Origin of the sequence: Pseudomonas sp. NC02 (assembly GCF_002874965.1) — a bacterium.
Taxonomy (GTDB): Bacteria; Pseudomonadota; Gammaproteobacteria; order Pseudomonadales; family Pseudomonadaceae; genus Aquipseudomonas.
Genome location: NZ_CP025624.1, coordinates 2,585,034 through 2,601,437, shown reverse-complemented (window position 1 = coordinate 2,601,437; position 16,404 = coordinate 2,585,034). Strand labels below are relative to the sequence as shown.

Genomic DNA, 16,404 nt, shown 5'->3' with positions numbered 1-16,404 from the left:
TTCACGCCTGGGCGAGACGGATCAATGCATCGACCGCCGTGGCGCCCCGGGCATTGACCAGCAATGGGTTTACATCGAGTTCCAGCAACTGCCCGGCGTTGGCGCAGGCGTAGTCGGCCACCGCACGAATCGCCGCCACCAGAGCTTCCATGTCGGCCACTTCGCGTCCGCGAAAGCCTTGCAGCAATGCGGCGCTGCGCAGGCTGAGCAAGGCGTTGCGGATTGCGTCGTCGGTGGTCGGCAACAGCAGGCTGCGGCTGTCCTTGAGCAACTCCACAAGGATTCCACCAGCGCCGATCACCAGCGCAAGGCCGAAGTCGTTTTCGCGCTTGATGCCGACAATCAGCTCGGCCAACGGCGGCGTAGCCATGGATTCCAGCAGCAGATGATCGAAAGGTACATCCGGCGCATAGGCCGCGATCCGCTCACGCATATGGGCCAGGGCGGCAGTCAAGGCGAAACCGTCCTGCAGGTTGAGCGCCACGGCGCCGGCTTCGGTTTTATGCGGCAAGTCGGCACTGACGGCCTTGAGTACCAGCGGGTAACCCAGCACTTTGGCATCGGCGATGGCCCGCTCGGGAGTGCTCAAGACACCGGCTGGCGTGGTCAGGCCGAAAGCCCGTAAAGCCTGCTTGGAATCCCACTCATCAAGCGACTGTCCGTGTTGCTCAAGCGCTTGCGGGCACAGCGGCACCAGTATCGACTCACCCCGCGCCAACAACGCCCGGCGATTGTTTTGATAGTCAGCAATCCGGCCCCAGGCCGCCAGCGCATCTTCCACGCCTTGCAACGCGGCAACGCCCTGGGCATGCAGGCGCTCGCGAGCGTGGGCCGGGAGCAATTCGGGAAATGCAGAGGTGACAAAGCCAGTCTTGCCGTGACGAGCCAGTGCGCTGCAAAACAGCTCCAGCAGCAGGTCGCACTCCTTGCGCTCACCGGTAAATTCCGCCGGGTAGTCGAGCACCAGCATTGCCGCATCCGCTTCGGTGCGCAGTGCCGTGTCGAGCATCGTATTAAGCGCGTCGCTGTTGCCCCAGATGGCCGTGGTGAAATCCAGCGGGTTGACCAGATTGGCGTAGCTGGGCAGCACCTGCGCCAACTCTTCACGCTGGCCTTCGTCGAGCTTCGGCAGGCTCAAATCGTTGCGCTCGGCGTAGTCGGCAATCAACCCGGCATCACCACCGGAACAGGCCAGGGCGATCAGGCTGTTGCCCGCCGGCAGATTACCGCAGGCCGCCGCTTTCAGGGTCTCGACAAAACTCACCGGCCCGCTGACCCGGATCACACCCAGGCGCGCGAACAGACTGTCGTACAGCGCATCAGAACCCGACAACGAACTGGTATGACTCAAAGCCAACTCGGCGCCGATCTGTGACACCCCGGTTTTCAGGGCGATGATCGGAATGCCTTTTTCCAGGGCCTTGTGGGCCGCACGGGCGAACCCCGGCACATTCTTCAAGCCTTCCAGGTGCAAGCCAATCGCTGTAACGCGCGGCTCGTCGAGCAGCACGTCCATCAACTCGGCAACCCCCAACTGCGCCTGGTTGCCCACCGATGCCATATAGGCCACCGGCAGCGAACGGTCGCTCATGGACAGGTTGTAGGCAAAGTTGCCGCTCTGGGTCAGCACCGCAACGCCCTTCTCGACCGGCTTGCCGCCATGGGCCACCGGCCACAACGCCGAGCTGTGCAGGTAATCCAGCAGGCCATAGCAATTGGGGCCCAGCAGTGCCATCTCGCCAGCGGCCTTGAGCAGTTGTTGCTGCAAGGCTTGGCCCTCGGCGCCGGTTTCGGCAAACCCGGAGGCGTAGCAGATGGCGCCACCGGTGCCAATGGCCGCCAGTTCGGCGACACAGGTCAGGGTCAGCTCGCGATTGGTAGCGATAAACACCGCATCCGGACCGCACGGCAAATCGGCCACGCGACGCACGCAGGGAACGCCATCGAGGCTGTCATGTTGCGGGTTGACCAGCCACATCTGGCCGGCAAAACCACCGTCGGCGCAGCGCTTGAGGGCACGGGCCATGCTGCGCCCACCGACAAACGCCAGGTGACGGGGCGCCAGCAGGCGCTTGAGATTGTCGCGAATAGCCTGGGACATAAGCGTTCTCCGACCCGATCAACGCAACAGTGGCCGCAACAGTTCGCGGGCAATAATGTGGCGCTGGATTTCCGAAGTGCCTTCCCAGATCCGCTCGATCCGCGCGTTGCGCCAGATGCGCTCCACCGGGCCTTCGTCCATCAAACCCATGCCGCCGTAGATCTGCACCGCTTCATCGGCAACCTTGCCCAGTACTTCGCTGGCAAACAGCTTGGCCATGCCGGCCTCGCCGTCGGTCATGGTGCCCTGGTCCATTTTCCAGGCGGTGTTCAGGGTCAGCAGTTCGGCCGCACGGATTTGCGTGGCCATGTCGGCGAGCTTGAACGAGATGCCTTGATAGGTGCCGATGGGCTGGCCGAACTGCTTGCGGTCGGCCGCCCATTGCAGGGAAACGTCCAGCGCACGCTGGGCCTGGCCGACGCAGTTGGCAGCCACCATCACCCGGCCTGCGGTCAGCCAGGCATTGGCGACTTCCCAACCTTTGCCGACTTCGCCGAGGACTTTGGAGGCTGGTACGCGGCAGTCGTCGAAGAACATTTCATAAGTGTGGTAGCCGCGGTTGCTGACGCACTTGGGGCCCCGGCGAATGGTCATGCCCGGCGTGCCACGGTCCACCAGGAACGAGGTCACCGCATTGCGTTGGCGACCGTTGTGTTCGTAGGTGTCGGTAACGGCAAACACGATGGCGAAATCCGCGTGGCCGGCGTGGCTGATGAAGTGCTTGCTGCCATTGAGCACAAAGTCATCACCGCTGCGCACGGCGCGGGTCTTGATCGCATTGGCGTCGGAACCGGCACCCGGTTCGGTCAGGGCAAAGCAGTCGATCTTCTTGCCCTGCACGCACGGCAACAGGTACTCGCCAATCTGCGCGCCGGTGCAGGCCATGAGGATTTTCGACGGCCGGGCGACAAACACATGCAGCGCCCAGGAGACTTTCGACAACTCGCGCTCGATCAACGCCTGTGACAGGTAATCCAGGCCGCCACCGCCGACGTCTTCCGGCATGTTGAAGGCATAGAAACCGGCAGCGATGGCCTTGTCACGAATCTGCGCGGCAAGCTCCGGCGAAACTTCATCGGCGCGGTCCACCGCCTCCTCGTGGGGCAACAACTCCTTGGCAACAAAACTGCGTACCGCGTCCACCAACATGTCTTGTTCTTGGCTGGGCTGGAAATTCATGGCGCTACCTGTCGATCGTTCGAGGGTGTTTTGAAGGGGAATCAGTTGCCGGAGAAGTTCGGTGGGCGCTTTTCCATCGAGGCGCGCAGGGCTTCAGCACCGTCGGCGCTGCGTCCACACAGCAAACCGGCGGCGAGTTCCGCCTGAAGCTGCTCGGGCAGGCTGCGCCCGGCGCCTTCGCGGATGAGGGTTTTGGTCTGGGCAAACGCAAAGGTCGGGCCGTTGGCCAGGCGCGTGGCCAGCTCGGCGACGTGGGTATGCAGTTGCTCGTCGGCAACGACTTCGCCCACCAGCCCGGCGGCCAGGGCGCGGTCGGCGCTCCACAATTCATCGAGGAACAGCAGGCGCTTGGCTTGCTCGCTGCCGATCAGGCGCGGCAGATGCCAGCTGGCGCCGGCGTCCGGCGAGTAGGCCATGCTGGTGTAGCCGGCCTTGAAGCGTGCCGATTGCGCGGCGACGCGCAGGTCGCAGCACAGGGTGAGGTCCATGCCGGCACCGACCGCCGTGCCGTTGATGGCGGCGAGGGTAGGTTTGTCGAGGGTGTGCAGGCGGGTCATCAGGGCGTGGGCGGTTTCGGTCCAGCCGTAGGTTTCGAGGGCGCCACGGGCTTCGGCATCGGCCCATTCGGCAAGGTCGGCACCGGCGCAGAAGCTGCGACCGCTGCCGGTCAGTACCACCACGCGCACAGCCGGGTCGCGGTTGAAACCGTCCAGCAAGGCATGCAGGTGCTTGAGGGTCGGGATGTCCAGGGCATTGCGCTGGGGGCCGCGATTGAGGGTGATCCAGGCAACGCCTGCCTGCACCTGAGTGAGCACGGACGGATCTGTAGTCATGGAATCCTCGAATTATTTTAATTGGCTTGAGGGGTGCGACATGGGGCGATACTAAACGAGTGTTCAGTAAGGAGGCAATCGGGTAACTGCAAATATTTTTCGAGGGGAAAATGCCGGCCCGGACATTGCGTCCAGGCGGCGCGGAATCGTCAGTTCAGGGTTTGATCTGGAAGCGCTTGCGCCCGCCCGACTGCAAGCCATCGACCCAGGCTTCGCAGATCTGGATGCCCTGCTCCGGGGTGAAGGTGCCGGGATTGAGCCCCGATTCCAGCCACAAGCCGTCGAGCAAGGCGCTCAAGGCGATGGCCGCCAAATCGGCATCGAACTGCTTCCAGCCCTCCTCCCCGGCCATGTCCACCAAGGCCGAACGCATGATGGTGCGGTACTCGCCATAGGAGTGTTCGTGGGCCTGGTTGATCGCCGGGGCCGTCTTGACCGCCCCCCAGAACACCAGCCAGGCATCCAGCAGTTGCGGGTCGAGCAATTCGGGGGAGAACGAGCCGCGGAAGAACGCCGACAGCCGCTCCCGCGGACTGGGCGGCGCCTTGGCCATCGCATCCCGCAGCAGGTCCATGACCTGCCGGGTGATTGACCGATAGGCCTCGGCCACCAGCTCATCCTTGCCCGAGTAGTGATGACTGATCAGCCCCACCGACACCCCGGCCTCGGCGCTGATCTTGCGGATCGACGCGCCCTGGAAGCCGTCGCGCTTGAGGCAGGCCAACGTCGCCTGCACCAGATTGGCCTTGCGCAACTCCGGTTCCATGCGGGAGAAACGGGATTCCTGGGTCATGAGGCGGTGTCCTTGGGTTGAGTCGGCTGGACGACTCTACCTCACTCCCGGAACCCCGGCGACACCCGATCCAGTAACCGCAGCAATGCCGCCCATGCCAGTTGCATGGCGTCCGGGTCTGCCAGTTCGCCCTCTTCCAGTGGCCGGCCTGGCTCATTGAACTGCCGCTCGGTGTATTCACACACGTGCGCAGGCGGCAGGATCAGCTTGCCGCACGCCTGGGCGGCGATCTGGATATCGCAGGCCTTCTCCAGGTAATACATGCGCAGGAACGCCTGGCTGACCGTCTCCCCTACCGTCAACAAACCATGGTTGCGCAGCATCAACACCGGCTTGTCGCCGAGGTCGTGCACCAGTCGCTGTTGCTCGTCCATGTCCAGCGCCACGCCTTCGTAGTCGTGGTAGGCGACCTTGCCGTAGAACTCCATGGAAATCTGGTTCACCGGCAACAGCCCGCATTCCAGGGCCGCCACCGCACAGCCGGCGCGGGTGTGGGTGTGCAGCACGCACTGCGCATCTTCGCGGGCGCCGTGAATCGCGCTGTGAATCACAAACCCCGCCGGGTTGACGCCATGGGCCGAAGCCTCGACCGCACGTCCGTCCAGGCCGATCTTCACCAGGCTGGAGGCGGTGATCTCCTCGAACATCAGCCCATAGGGGTTGATCAAAAAGTGATGCTCGGGCCCCGGGATACGCACCGAGATATGGGTGAAAATCAAATCGCTCATGCGAAAGTGCGCGATCAGCCGGTAGCAGGCGGCAAGCTCTTCGCGCAGCTGTCGTTCGGTGGCCCCAGGCATTTTTATTCTCCAGGCGGGTGGGTGATGTGGCTGACGCTAATCCAGTCGCCAGTAAAAAAACAAGTTGATTTTTTACTGAGGCTGACCTCCTATAGAAAAATAATAACAACAGCGCCTGGAGTATCCGCACCATGTCGCCCCATGCCTTTCCGCATCTTTTTGAACCGCTGGTACTGCGCGGCAAACGCCTGAAAAATCGCATCATGTCCAGCGGGCACGACACCTCGATGCCCACCGACAACCAGGTCAACAAGCAGTTGATCGCCTACCACCGGGCACGCGCCGAAGGCGGCGTGGGGTTGATTGTGTTGCAAGTGGCCGGGGTGCACGACAGCGCCCGCTACACCTCCCATGTGCTGATGGCCACCGATGACAGCTGCATCGACGGCTATCGCCGACTGGCCGAAACCTGCCACGCCCACGGCACCGTGGTGCTGTCGCAGATTTTCCATCCGGGGCGGGAAATCATGGAGTCGGCAGACGGTTTGCTGGCGGTGGCTTACTCGGCTTCCGGGGTGCCCAACGAACGCTTCCGGGTGATGCCGCGCGCCCTTGACCAGACAATGATCGACGAGATCGTCGCCGGCTACGGCGCTGCGGCAAGGCGCCTGTATCAGGCCGGGATTGACGGTGTGGAAGTGGTCGCCAGCCATGGTTACCTGCCCGCGCAATTTCTCAACCCGCGGGTGAATCGCCGCACCGACGGCTACAACGGCGAGCTGGAACAACGCCTGCGTTTCCTGCGGGAAATCATCGCCACGGTGCGTGCCGAAACCGACGAGCACTTCATCATCGGCCTGCGCATTTCTGCCGATGAACGCGACCCCGAAGGCCTGACCGAAGAGGATTCCCTGGCCGCCGTGCAACAGCTGCAATCACACCTGGATTACGTGCACATCGTCGCCGGCACCTCGGCCTCCCTCGGCGGCGCGATCCATATCGTGCCGCCCATGGCGATTGCCCCGGCGTACCTGGCGGCAGAAGCGGCGACGTTCAAGACGCACCTGTCGATTCCGCTGTTCGTCACCGGGCGCATCAACCAGCCCCAGGAGGCCGAATTGATGCTGCAACGCGGCCAGGCCGATGTGTGCGGCATGACCCGCGCACTGATCTGCGACCCGCGCATGCCGGCCAAGACCTCAAGCGGCCATGCCGAGGATGTACGGGCGTGCATCGCCTGCAATCAGGCGTGCATCGGCCACTTCCACAAAGGCCTGCCGATCTCCTGCATCCAGCATCCCGAGACCGGCCGCGAATTGCAGTTTGGCCAACTGCAACCGGCACTGCGACGCCAGCGGATCATGGTCGCCGGTGGCGGCCCGGCAGGGATGAAAGCGGCAGCGGTGGCGGCGCAGCGCGGACATGAGGTGACCTTGTATGAAGCCAGTGCCCAATTGGGCGGCCAGGTGCTTCTGGCGCAGTTACTGCCCCGACGCAGCGAGTTCGGCGGCGCCAGTACCAACCTGCAGCGCGAGATGGAACTGGCCGGGGTCCGCGTGGTGCGCAACACCCGCGTCGACCGCGCATTGGTGGAACGCGAACAACCTGACAGGGTGATCATCGCCACCGGCGCCGAGCCCTACTGGCCGGCCTTCGAACGCGGCGGCGAGCTACAGGTGGTGGATGCCTGGCAAGTGCTGCGCGATGAGGTGCAACTGGGCCGTTCGGTGGTCGTGGTGGACTGGCGTTGCGACTGGATCGGCCCGGGCATTGCCGAGCGCCTCACCCGTGCCGGCCATCAGGTGCAACTGGCGGTGAACGGCACCCATTGCGGGGAAAACCTGCCGTTGTACGTGCGTGACCAACTGGCCGGCGAACTGCATCGGCTGGGCATTCCGATCATCCCTTACGCCCGTTTGTACGGCTGCGACGACACTACCGTCTACCTGCAACACACCGCCAGCGGCGAGCCGATGCTGCTGGAAAATATCGACACCCTGGTGTTGTGCCAGGGCCACCAGCCGGTGGACACTCTGGGCGCAGAACTGGAAGGCCTGATGGCGTTCACACGGATCGGCGATTGCCTGGCGCCGCGTACCGCCGAAGAGGCGATTTATGAAGGATTGAAAGTAGCGTGGGACATTTGAACGACCAACCGCCACAGCTGTTTCTCGGCACCCGCATCCGCGGCTTGCGCAAGGCCCGGGGCATGACGCTTACCGAATTGGCGCAGATGAGCGAATTGACGGCCGGCTATATCAGCCAACTGGAACGCAACCTCGCCTACCCGTCGATCCCGGCCTTGTTCAACATCGCCCGCAGCCTGGGGGTGACGATCCAGTGGTTTTTTGCCAGTGAGACCACGCCGGCAGCGGAGGATGAAGGTTTTGTGGTGCGCAGGAACAATCGCCAGAGCATTCACTATGAGGACGGGATCGTCGACCAGTTGCTGACGCCCCTGCCCAATCATCAATTGGAGATGCTGCACTCGCGCTTTCCACCGGGCACCTATAGCCAGCAGAGCTATAGCCATGAGGGTGAAGAGGCGGGTTATGTGTTGAGCGGAACGTTTGAGTTATGGGTGGGCGAGCGGCATTTTCAGCTGGCTGAAGGCGACAGTTTCAGCTTCCCCAGCAGTGAGCCCCATCGCTATGGCAACCCCGGAAAGGTGGATGCGGTGGTGATTTGGGTGATTACGCCGCCGACGTTTTAGACCGTTGGGGCAACTAAGGACGTTTCCTACGATACGCGGGGAGTTCTGGATGGGGGCCATCAGTAGTCGGTAAAAACGGCTCTTGCTATAAAACCGACTACTTTTTTATGAGGGTGCCGGTCATGTTTGAGTCGTTTGCGTGGTTCAAGAAACCCACTGAGGAAGATCTGGAAAATATCAGGGCTATCAAGCGGTACAAAACCATGAGGATAGTGGGTGAGTGGGGTATTTCTGTCGACCCGGCGGAAATCGCCAACTCACCCGAGTTCAAGGAGCACAAGCGCAAGATACGTGAACTGATATTCAAATAACCCATGGGGCTACTACTGATACTGCCGTTACTGGTGAGTGGCTATTTGGTGTGTTTGAAACACCCCGGCCATTACTGCCGCCTGCACCGCTTTGAGGGCCAGTTACTCTATCTACAGGTCGCAAGATTAGGCTGGACCTGCCTCGTACTGTCGTTCGTACTGACCACTTTGATTCTTTGCCTGTCCAAACAGCCGCTGCAACTGGCTGGCCAGACAATCCCCATTGATTACAGTGCTTATCTGGGCAAGCTGCTGATAGAGCTGGATATTGCCACCGAGAGAAATCATGGCCTCTGGGTATTTTTGCTCCAGGTCGGCCTGACAGCCATGATCATTCCCTACTGCTGGGCGCGATTATTTGTGCGTTGGCGTCGACGAAGACTGCAACTTGCTTCAGAGGAGGAACTGAACCAGCAATTGATGCTCGAGCTTCTAACGGGGCGCCCCCTCAGGACCCTGCTCAGGGAATCCATTGCGCGCGGCTCTCAATGCATGTTCACGCTGAACGATCGGAATGTTTATGTGGGCGTTGTTTCATCCATCTGCGAGCCGAATGAGTCCGAAGGTATAGATCACGCCTTCAGTCTGATTCCAACCTGCAGCGGCTATCGCGACAAGGACACCTTGGAAATCATCCTCGATACTGAATACCCGGATGCGTCAGACGCTATTTCCATCATGCTGCTCCAGGAAGCGGTGGTATCAGCCACCCGCTTTGACCCTGCGACATGGATGTCTTTCCAATCCCGCATACGGGCAAAACCCCAGCCTATCCGGAGCTATCGTCGTGAGTCGGCACGCAGGAAAAAGACGCCAGGTGCCTGCGCCTGAGGTCCTCCCGCCAAACAGTAAACCTTCCAGCCATTCCCACATCTACCCGCCGGTTTCAGTGCACACAAAAACGCAACACTGAACTGCACCGATTGTGATGGCCGCTTCACACCGGGGTTTATATAGTCGTTCCTACTGCAACCCGCCATGAGCCAGCCGGCCCATCACAAGGAAGCGTTCGATGACTGACCTGCATACCTTTACGGCCGCCGAACTGTTGGCGCAATTTGCCAGCCGGCAACTCGCGCCCATCGACTACTACGACCAGCTCCTGGCCCACATCGACCGCTGGGAGCCGCAGATCAACGCGCTCTATGCCTTCGACCCGCAACAGGTGCGCCAGCAGGCCCAGGCCTCCACCGAGCGCTGGAACAAGGGCCAACCCAACGGCGCCCTTGATGGCGTACCGGTGACTCTCAAGGAATTGATCGCCACCGAAGGCGTGCCCATTCCCCTCGGCAGCGCGGCCACCCGCCTGACCCCGGCCCTCAGGGACGCACCGCCCGCAGCCCGCATGCGTGAAGCGGGCGCGATAATCCTGGCCAAGACCACCAACCCGGACTTCGGCATGCTGTCTTCCGGCCTGTCGAGCTTCCACGGCATCACCCGCAACCCGTGGAACACCGCCAACAACACCGGCGGTTCCAGCTCCGGTGCCGCCGCAGCGGCCGCCGCCGGTTACGGCCCGCTGCACGTGGGCACCGACATCGGTGGCTCGGTGCGCCTGCCCGCCGCCTGGTGCGGCCTGGTGGGATTCAAGCCGACCCTGGGCCGCATTCCCATCGACCCGTACTACACCGGCCGCGCCGCCGGACCCATGACCCGCACCGTCGATGATTGCGTGCTGTTGATGCAACACCTGGCCCGCCCCGATGCCCGCGATGCCACCAGCCTGCCGCCGCTCACCACCCAGTGGAGTAACCAGCCGCTCTCGGTCAAGGGCCTGCGCGTCGGCCTGATGCTTGAACCCGGCGCAGGCATGCAGCCTGAAGGCTTCGTCTGTGAAGCCGTGGAGCAAGCCGCGCGGCTGTTCGAAGCCCACGGCGCCAAGGTCACGCTGATCCCGCCAATCATGGACCGCGCACAACTCGATGGCCTCGACCATTTCTGGCGCGCCCGCCAGTGGGGCGATTTGTCGGCCCTGAGCAGCGAGCAGTTCGACAAGGTCTTGCCGTACATCCGCGACTGGGCCGCGCCGGGCGCCGAGATCAGCGGCGTACAAGCCGTAAAGGGTTTCAACCAGACCTTTGAAATGCGCCGCCGCGCCGCGCAGGTGTTCACCGAACTCGACCTGGTGCTGTCCCCCACCAACCAGGTCAATGCGTTCCCGGCCGAGTGGCCATCACCGAGCAACAACCCGCAACTGCCGTTCGAACACATCGTGTTCACGGTGCCGTGGAACATGGGCGAGCAACCGGCGTTGTCGATCAACTGCGGTTTCGCCGCCGATGGCATGCCCATCGGCCTGCAGATGATCGCCCCGCGTTTTGCCGATCAATGGCTGCTGCAAATCGCTAAAACCTACGAGAGCTGGCGTGGCGCAATCCACCACTGGCCGAATCCTTCCTGACTTTTGACGCTGTAAGAACTGCCCACCCACACGCCAGCTCCGGGCCCTCTTGGCCTGGAGCTCGGACGACCTATAACTAAAATCGAGGGGCTGGTATGCACACTGAGCAATTGACACGATCCGATCCTGATCACGCACCCGAAACACCGTCCCCGGACGCCGGCAAAAAGAGCATCTTCGCCGTGGTCCTGGGCAACGCCGTGGAGTTTTTCGACTTTGGTGTGTACGCAACCTTTGCGGTGATGATCGGCCACACGTTCTTCCCGTCCGACAGCGCCTTCGTCAGCCTGATGCTGTCGGTCACGGCGTTCGGTATCGGCTTTATCGTCCGGCCCCTGGGCGCAGTACTGATCGGCGCCTACGCCGACCGCGTCGGGCGCAAACCGGCGATGCTGTTGACCCTGGTAATGATGGCCGTGGGCACCGGCAGCATCGCGATATTGCCCGGTTACGAGACCATCGGTATCGCGGCGCCGATCCTGCTGGTGCTCACCCGCATGATCCAGGGCCTGGCCTGGGGCGGTGAAGCCGGCCCCGCCACCACCTACATCCTCGAAGCGGCGCCACCCCACAAACGCGGGACCTACGCCTGCTGGCAAGTAGTCGCCCAGGGCGTCGCAGCCATGGTGGCCGGGCTGGTAGGGTTCACCCTGACCAAGGTCATGTCCCCGGAAGACCTCAACAGCTGGGGCTGGCGCGTGCCGTTCGTGTTCGGCCTGCTGGTGTTGCCGATCGGCATCTACATCCGCCGCAACCTCGCCGAAACCTTCCACGGCCACGGCGAGCAGACCAGCACCGGCGACCTGGTACGGGAAGTCTGCGGCAAGCACCGGCGCGCACTGGTGCTGGGGTTGCTGATCCTTTCCGGCAGCACCATCACCCAGTACTTCCTCAACTACATGACCACCTTCGCCCTCACCGAACTGAAGCTGCCCACCAGCATCTCGATGCTCTCGACCCTGGTGGCCGGCGCAGCGATGGCCGTGTGCGCGGTGGCCGGCGGCATGCTCTGCGACCGCTTCGGGCGCCGTACGATCCTGATGACACCGCGGGTGGTGTTGCTGTTGATTTTGTTCCCGGCCCTGCAACTGATGACCGAGCACCCAAGCCCGGCGACCTTCCTGCTGACCCTGGCGGTACTCTCGGGCCTGCACGGCATGAGTGGCGCGGCGCTGATCGTGTTGCTGGTGGAAAGCTTCCCGAAATCCGTGCGCTCCACCGGTTTCTCCATCGTCTACGCCTTCGGTGTGGCGGCGTTTGGCGGCACCGCGCAGATCATCATCACCTGGCTGATCGGCACCACCGGCGATCCGATGTCACCGGTCTGGTACCTGCTGATCGCCAACCTGGTGTGCCTCACCGCCGCCTGGTTCGCCAAGGAAACCCGTCCGCCGCTGCCCGGCAGCCCGGCCCGCGAAACCCGGCTCACAGAAGCTTCGGTTCGCTGAATACCTTTTCCCACTGTCCCGCGTCTTTTCGCCACCGACCAGCAGCACCTGAAGGCCTGCCGGGACGGTCGCCTTACGTCTGATTTGTATGGGGATTTACCATGTATCCACGTCTTTTGCTGGCCGTCACCCTGGCGTCCAGCACCCAGGCTTTCGCCCAGGAAAACGCCCAGGCCAGCGCACCGGGCTTCCTCGAAGGCAGCACCCTGGACCTGAACCTGCGTCACTACTATTCCAACCAGCACACCCAACGCACCACCCACTTGAGCATCAAGAAAGCCGGCGGCGTCGAGCCCACGCGTGTACGGGAAACCTGGGTGCAGACCAGCATGCTCAAGTACAGCTCCGGCTACACCCAGGGCCTGATTGGCGTGGGTGTGGACGCGGGGATCTTCAGCGCGGTCAACCTGGAACGAGGCCACGGCAAGGTGGCCAATGGCGGCGACCGGGTGCTGGTGGACGGCGACGGCGATGCGATTCCCACTTGGAGCCGCCTGGGGGTGGGCGACGTGCGTTTTCGCCTGTCGAGCACCGAGATCAAGGCTGGCCGGCTGATGACCGACAATCCGATCCTGCGTTACAAGGACAACCGCGCCCTGCCCTCCAGCTTCCAGGGCGTGGGCTTGTTCAGCAACGAATTCGACTGGCTGTCGGTGCAGGGCGGCAGCTTCGAGCGGGCGATTCCACGCACCGGCACCGGCGCCGAAAAGCTCACCACTACCTTCGGCAACCGCGCCTACAGCGGCGCACGCATCAGCTACCTGGGAGCCACGGTAAAACCGGGTTACGGGCTGGAAGCCAGCGTCTACGCGTCGCGTTTCGAAGACATGTGGGACCAGACCTACGTCGGCCTGACCCACCGCATCGGTGACAAAAGCGACATCGCCTTGAAGACCGCCTTCAACTACTACCACACCAGCGACTCGGGCGACAAAAACCTCGGCTACATCGACAATAACGCCGCCAGCCTGGCCTTCACCGCCACGCACCTGGCCCACAGCCTGACCCTGGCCTGGCAGCAGGTATTCGGCAACGAATACTTCGACTACGTGTGGGAGTCCACCGGCAACTACATGGCCAACTCGCTGTACTCGGACTACAACGGCCCCAACGAAAAGTCCTGGCAGTTGCGCTACGACCTGGACTTCGCCGCCTACGGTGTGCCCGGCCTCACCGCCAGCCTGTGGCACGCCAAGGGTTGGGACATCGACGGCACCCATTACGATGGCGACCGCAACGGCCACAACACCGGCTACAACGTGCGCAGCCTGGATGGCGCCAAGCACAACGAAAACGGCTTGATGCTGGCCTATGTGATTCAGTCCGGAACACTCAAGAACACCGTACTGCGCACCATCGTTTACAACCATCGCGCCAGCGGCGGGCAGATTGACGGCAGCTACGATGAGTTCCGCCTCGTCGCCAATGTGCCGATCAACATCTTCTGAGGCTCAGGCTCAGTTCAGCGAACAACGCTGCATCGCCCCCGCCAGCATTTCCTGGCACTTGAGCACCGCCACCGAGCGGGGGCGGTTGCGGTACACGCAGAGGTCGATGCGGATGCGGCCGAGGTCTTCATCGGCGATCGGCACGGCGACCAGGCCGTCGCCCAGGTCCCGCACGTCTGCCTCGACCTGGGGCAAAATCAGCACCGCTGCCCGTTGCCGGGCCAGGCTCTTCTGCACTTCCAGGGAGCTGGTGGTGAACACCGGTTCGAGGGTGACGCCGCGTTTTTTTGCCGCCACTTCCAGGGCCTGGCGCACGCCGTAGGCCGAGTCGGGAATCGCCAGGGGCTGGCCTTGCAGTTCGCTCAATTCGATGCTGTCGCGCTGGGCGAAGGGGTGTTCGGCGCTGACCAGCACCCGGTGCCATAACTGGCAGTGGGCGGTGACTTCGACGTCGGCGCGCTCTTGCAGGTAGAACGCCAGGCCCAGGTCCGCCTCGCCGCTGCACAGGGCGTCGAGGGTGGCCGAGGCGCTGGCGATCACGATGTTGAAGGTGACCTTGGGGTGGGCGCGGTAGAAGGTGGCGAGCACCGGGGCGAGCACGGTGGAAACGATACTTTCTGACACATGGATGCTGATGTTACCGGCCACCTGGCTTTGGCGGCTGGCGATGACTTCGCGTACCTGGTCGAGGCCGCGCAGGGTTGAGGTGACTTGTTCGGCCAGGCATTCGCCCTCGGCGGTGAGGCGGATGCCGCGGGGGCCGCGCTCAATCAGGGCGGCGCCGAAGAAGTGTTCCAGGTGTTCGATCTGGCGGCTGACGGCGGTGGGGGTGACGTAAAGACGTTCGGCGGCCTTACGCAGGGAGGCGCAGCGGGCGACCTCGTGGAAATATCGCAAGGCGCGTAGTTGCATGGCGGGTGCTCCTTTTTTTGGGGGTTGGGGTTGGGGGGTACGCAATTACTGCGCCATGCGGGTGTACATATCCGTTTCTTCGGTCACGGCGTCCTGCCGGTTTACCCGCTCTGCACTACCCGCGTTCGCTCAGATCAAGATCAAAAGCAGATCTGCTTTTCTGTGGGTGGCTTGCCTGCGATGCAGACAACTCGGTGCATCAGGTACACCCAGTTGATGCCATCGCAGGCAAGCCAGCTCCCACATTTGACCGTGCCCGCTTTAGCTTTTGATTTGGCTTTTAAACACTCAAGCCGGCCGGTAGGCCGCTGTGCTCTTGATCTGCTTTTGATCTTGATCTTGGGCGCCCCGTTAAACCACGCTGGCCGAACGCAGGCTTTGGAGCGTGGGTAACCCGGCAGGACGCCGGGTTAGCCGTCCTGGGCCAAGGATGGCCCATGACGGCGGCCCACGGTCCAAAGCCGGAGTGAGGGCACTCCGAGCCTAGGCGAGGAGCCGAGTGGTGGGGCAAGAGCGTTTTGCTTACTTTTGCGCTGTTCAAAAGTGAGCCACTGTAAGAGCGGAACCATAGACGGCCGTTACCGCAGCAACGGATATGCACACCCCCACCATTTACGACCCATCCAAACCAAAAGCGACCCCCTCCGTTGACGCCCCACCCCAAACCCCTATTAAGTACTATTAATCCGCATTAATAGGATCAATCAAACACCATGCTAAGCCGCCCGCTGCGCCGCAAACGCCAGAAGCTCTCCGACGTGATCGTCGAGTCGGTCAAACGCTCCATCGTCACCGACGCCCTGAAGCCCGGCGACCGCTTGCCCACCGAACGCGAACTGATGGAAAGCTTCCTGTGCTCCAAAGGCTCCGCCCGCGAAGCCCTCAAGGCGCTGGAAGTCGAAGGCCTGGTCAACACCCGCACCGGCCCCAGCGGCGGCGCCTATCTCAACCAGGCCGGCACCGAACCCGCCAGCCGCGCCCTGCGCAACTACCTGCACTTCCAGCACCTGGACGGCGAGCAGGTCTACCAGCTGCGCAAAGTCATCGAAGTCGAACTCGCCGTCTCGGTCCTGGGCCGCCTGAGCGAAGACGACTACCGCGCCCTTCAGGACAACGTCGATTTCTGCAGCGCCCCCGAAGACAGCGAAGCCGGCCAACGCGAACAACGCATCGCCGAACTGGAATTCCACAACCTGCTGGCCAAGGCCTGCCCCAACCCGCTGCTGAGCTTCATGGCGCAATTCCTCAACGACCTGCTGCGTGACCTGGTCGTGCTGAAAAAAGCCTACAAACCCAAGCGCAAGCAATTCGACGCCGCCAACCTCGACTACCACAAACAACTGCTGATCGCCTTCCGGGCCGAAGACGAAGCCACCGTACGCAGCCTGATGCACGAACACATGTGCGACGCCGAACACCACATGACCGCCCTTGAAGGTGAAGTCAGCCCGCACTTTCTGCTGGAGTTCGACCACAACCACTAAGCCGCACCCTCCACCAATAAAAGGCCTGCCCACAGGCCGTG

The 16,404-nt window shown here is 62.6% G+C and carries 14 protein-coding genes; 8 read left to right on the top strand and 6 right to left on the bottom strand.

Annotation, left to right across the window (positions count from 1 at the left end; translation table 11 throughout):
* Position 1: 1 nt before the first annotated feature.
* The 5 genes from C0058_RS12325 to C0058_RS12305 all read right to left on the bottom strand — a co-directional run bounded on the left by C0058_RS12325 (position 2) and on the right by C0058_RS12305 (position 5,706).
* Complete coding sequence (locus C0058_RS12325) at positions 2-2,101, bottom strand: acetate--CoA ligase family protein (protein ID WP_102368691.1); 2,100 nt, start codon at positions 2,099-2,101, stop codon at positions 2-4.
* Positions 2,102-2,119: 18 nt separating this feature from the next.
* Positions 2,120-3,280 (bottom strand): acyl-CoA dehydrogenase family protein, encoded by a 1,161-nt coding sequence (locus C0058_RS12320; protein WP_008436052.1) that lies wholly within the window; start codon positions 3,278-3,280, stop codon positions 2,120-2,122.
* A gap of 41 nt (positions 3,281-3,321) precedes the next feature.
* Positions 3,322-4,113 (bottom strand): enoyl-CoA hydratase/isomerase family protein, encoded by a 792-nt coding sequence (locus C0058_RS12315; RefSeq protein ID WP_023658721.1) that lies wholly within the window; start codon positions 4,111-4,113, stop codon positions 3,322-3,324.
* Positions 4,114-4,267: 154 nt separating this feature from the next.
* Complete coding sequence (locus C0058_RS12310) at positions 4,268-4,906, bottom strand: TetR family transcriptional regulator C-terminal domain-containing protein (protein ID WP_003208961.1); 639 nt, start codon at positions 4,904-4,906, stop codon at positions 4,268-4,270.
* Positions 4,907-4,947: 41 nt separating this feature from the next.
* On the bottom strand, positions 4,948-5,706 hold the full coding sequence (locus C0058_RS12305) for a class II aldolase/adducin family protein (protein ID WP_087694886.1): 759 nt from the start codon (positions 5,704-5,706) through the stop codon (positions 4,948-4,950).
* A 131-nt stretch (positions 5,707-5,837) separates the two neighbouring features.
* Here C0058_RS12305 and C0058_RS12300 point away from each other — a divergent pair, with 131 nt between their 5' ends.
* From C0058_RS12300 to C0058_RS12270, 7 genes are all read left to right on the top strand, one after another.
* Positions 5,838-7,793 (top strand): FAD-dependent oxidoreductase, encoded by a 1,956-nt coding sequence (locus C0058_RS12300; protein WP_102368690.1) that lies wholly within the window; start codon positions 5,838-5,840, stop codon positions 7,791-7,793.
* Positions 7,781-8,359 carry a helix-turn-helix domain-containing protein gene (locus C0058_RS12295; RefSeq protein ID WP_023658720.1) on the top strand — a complete coding sequence of 193 codons (579 nt, stop codon included), beginning with the start codon at positions 7,781-7,783 and terminating at the stop codon, positions 8,357-8,359. The genes C0058_RS12300 and C0058_RS12295 overlap by 13 nt, the downstream gene beginning before the upstream one ends.
* A 122-nt stretch (positions 8,360-8,481) precedes the next feature.
* Positions 8,482-8,670 (top strand): hypothetical protein, encoded by a 189-nt coding sequence (locus C0058_RS12290; RefSeq protein WP_003208968.1) that lies wholly within the window; start codon positions 8,482-8,484, stop codon positions 8,668-8,670.
* Between the two features lie 3 nt (positions 8,671-8,673).
* Positions 8,674-9,501 (top strand): hypothetical protein, encoded by an 828-nt coding sequence (locus C0058_RS12285; RefSeq protein WP_087694888.1) that lies wholly within the window; start codon positions 8,674-8,676, stop codon positions 9,499-9,501.
* 181 nt (positions 9,502-9,682) lie between these two features.
* The gene (locus C0058_RS12280) at positions 9,683-11,071 is read left to right on the top strand and encodes an amidase (RefSeq protein ID WP_102368689.1); all 1,389 of its coding nucleotides are present in this window, start codon (positions 9,683-9,685) and stop codon (positions 11,069-11,071) included.
* Between the two features lie 95 nt (positions 11,072-11,166).
* Positions 11,167-12,519, top strand: a complete 1,353-nt coding sequence (locus C0058_RS12275) for a citrate-proton symporter (RefSeq protein WP_008436037.1) — start codon at positions 11,167-11,169, stop codon at positions 12,517-12,519.
* Positions 12,520-12,620: 101 nt separating this feature from the next.
* Entirely contained in the window at positions 12,621-13,967 is a 1,347-nt protein-coding gene (locus C0058_RS12270; protein ID WP_102368688.1) for an OprD family outer membrane porin, read from the top strand.
* Between the two features lie 9 nt (positions 13,968-13,976).
* On the opposite strand, the gene C0058_RS12265 is transcribed toward C0058_RS12270, so the two are convergent.
* Positions 13,977-14,879: a LysR family transcriptional regulator gene (locus C0058_RS12265; RefSeq protein ID WP_003208975.1), complete on the bottom strand. Its 903-nt coding sequence runs from the start codon at positions 14,877-14,879 to the stop codon at positions 13,977-13,979.
* A gap of 713 nt (positions 14,880-15,592) precedes the next feature.
* Here C0058_RS12265 and C0058_RS12250 point away from each other — a divergent pair.
* The gene (locus C0058_RS12250; protein ID WP_102368686.1) at positions 15,593-16,363 is read left to right on the top strand and encodes a FadR/GntR family transcriptional regulator; all 771 of its coding nucleotides are present in this window, start codon (positions 15,593-15,595) and stop codon (positions 16,361-16,363) included.
* Positions 16,364-16,404 lie beyond the last annotated feature (41 nt).

Coding starts and splice junctions, on each gene's coding strand:
- C0058_RS12285 (WP_087694888.1), top strand. CDS start 8,674: ATGGGGCTACTACTGATACTGCCGTTACTGGTGAGTGGCTATTTGGTG.
- C0058_RS12315 (WP_023658721.1), bottom strand. CDS start 4,113: ATGACTACAGATCCGTCCGTGCTCACTCAGGTGCAGGCAGGCGTTGCC.
- C0058_RS12265 (WP_003208975.1), bottom strand. CDS start 14,879: ATGCAACTACGCGCCTTGCGATATTTCCACGAGGTCGCCCGCTGCGCC.
- C0058_RS12270 (WP_102368688.1), top strand. CDS start 12,621: ATGTATCCACGTCTTTTGCTGGCCGTCACCCTGGCGTCCAGCACCCAG.
- C0058_RS12275 (WP_008436037.1), top strand. CDS start 11,167: ATGCACACTGAGCAATTGACACGATCCGATCCTGATCACGCACCCGAA.
- C0058_RS12320 (WP_008436052.1), bottom strand. CDS start 3,280: ATGAATTTCCAGCCCAGCCAAGAACAAGACATGTTGGTGGACGCGGTA.
- C0058_RS12290 (WP_003208968.1), top strand. CDS start 8,482: ATGTTTGAGTCGTTTGCGTGGTTCAAGAAACCCACTGAGGAAGATCTG.
- C0058_RS12325 (WP_102368691.1), bottom strand. CDS start 2,101: ATGTCCCAGGCTATTCGCGACAATCTCAAGCGCCTGCTGGCGCCCCGT.
- C0058_RS12250 (WP_102368686.1), top strand. CDS start 15,593: ATGCTAAGCCGCCCGCTGCGCCGCAAACGCCAGAAGCTCTCCGACGTG.
- C0058_RS12305 (WP_087694886.1), bottom strand. CDS start 5,706: ATGCCTGGGGCCACCGAACGACAGCTGCGCGAAGAGCTTGCCGCCTGC.
- C0058_RS12300 (WP_102368690.1), top strand. CDS start 5,838: ATGTCGCCCCATGCCTTTCCGCATCTTTTTGAACCGCTGGTACTGCGC.
- C0058_RS12280 (WP_102368689.1), top strand. CDS start 9,683: ATGACTGACCTGCATACCTTTACGGCCGCCGAACTGTTGGCGCAATTT.
- C0058_RS12310 (WP_003208961.1), bottom strand. CDS start 4,906: ATGACCCAGGAATCCCGTTTCTCCCGCATGGAACCGGAGTTGCGCAAG.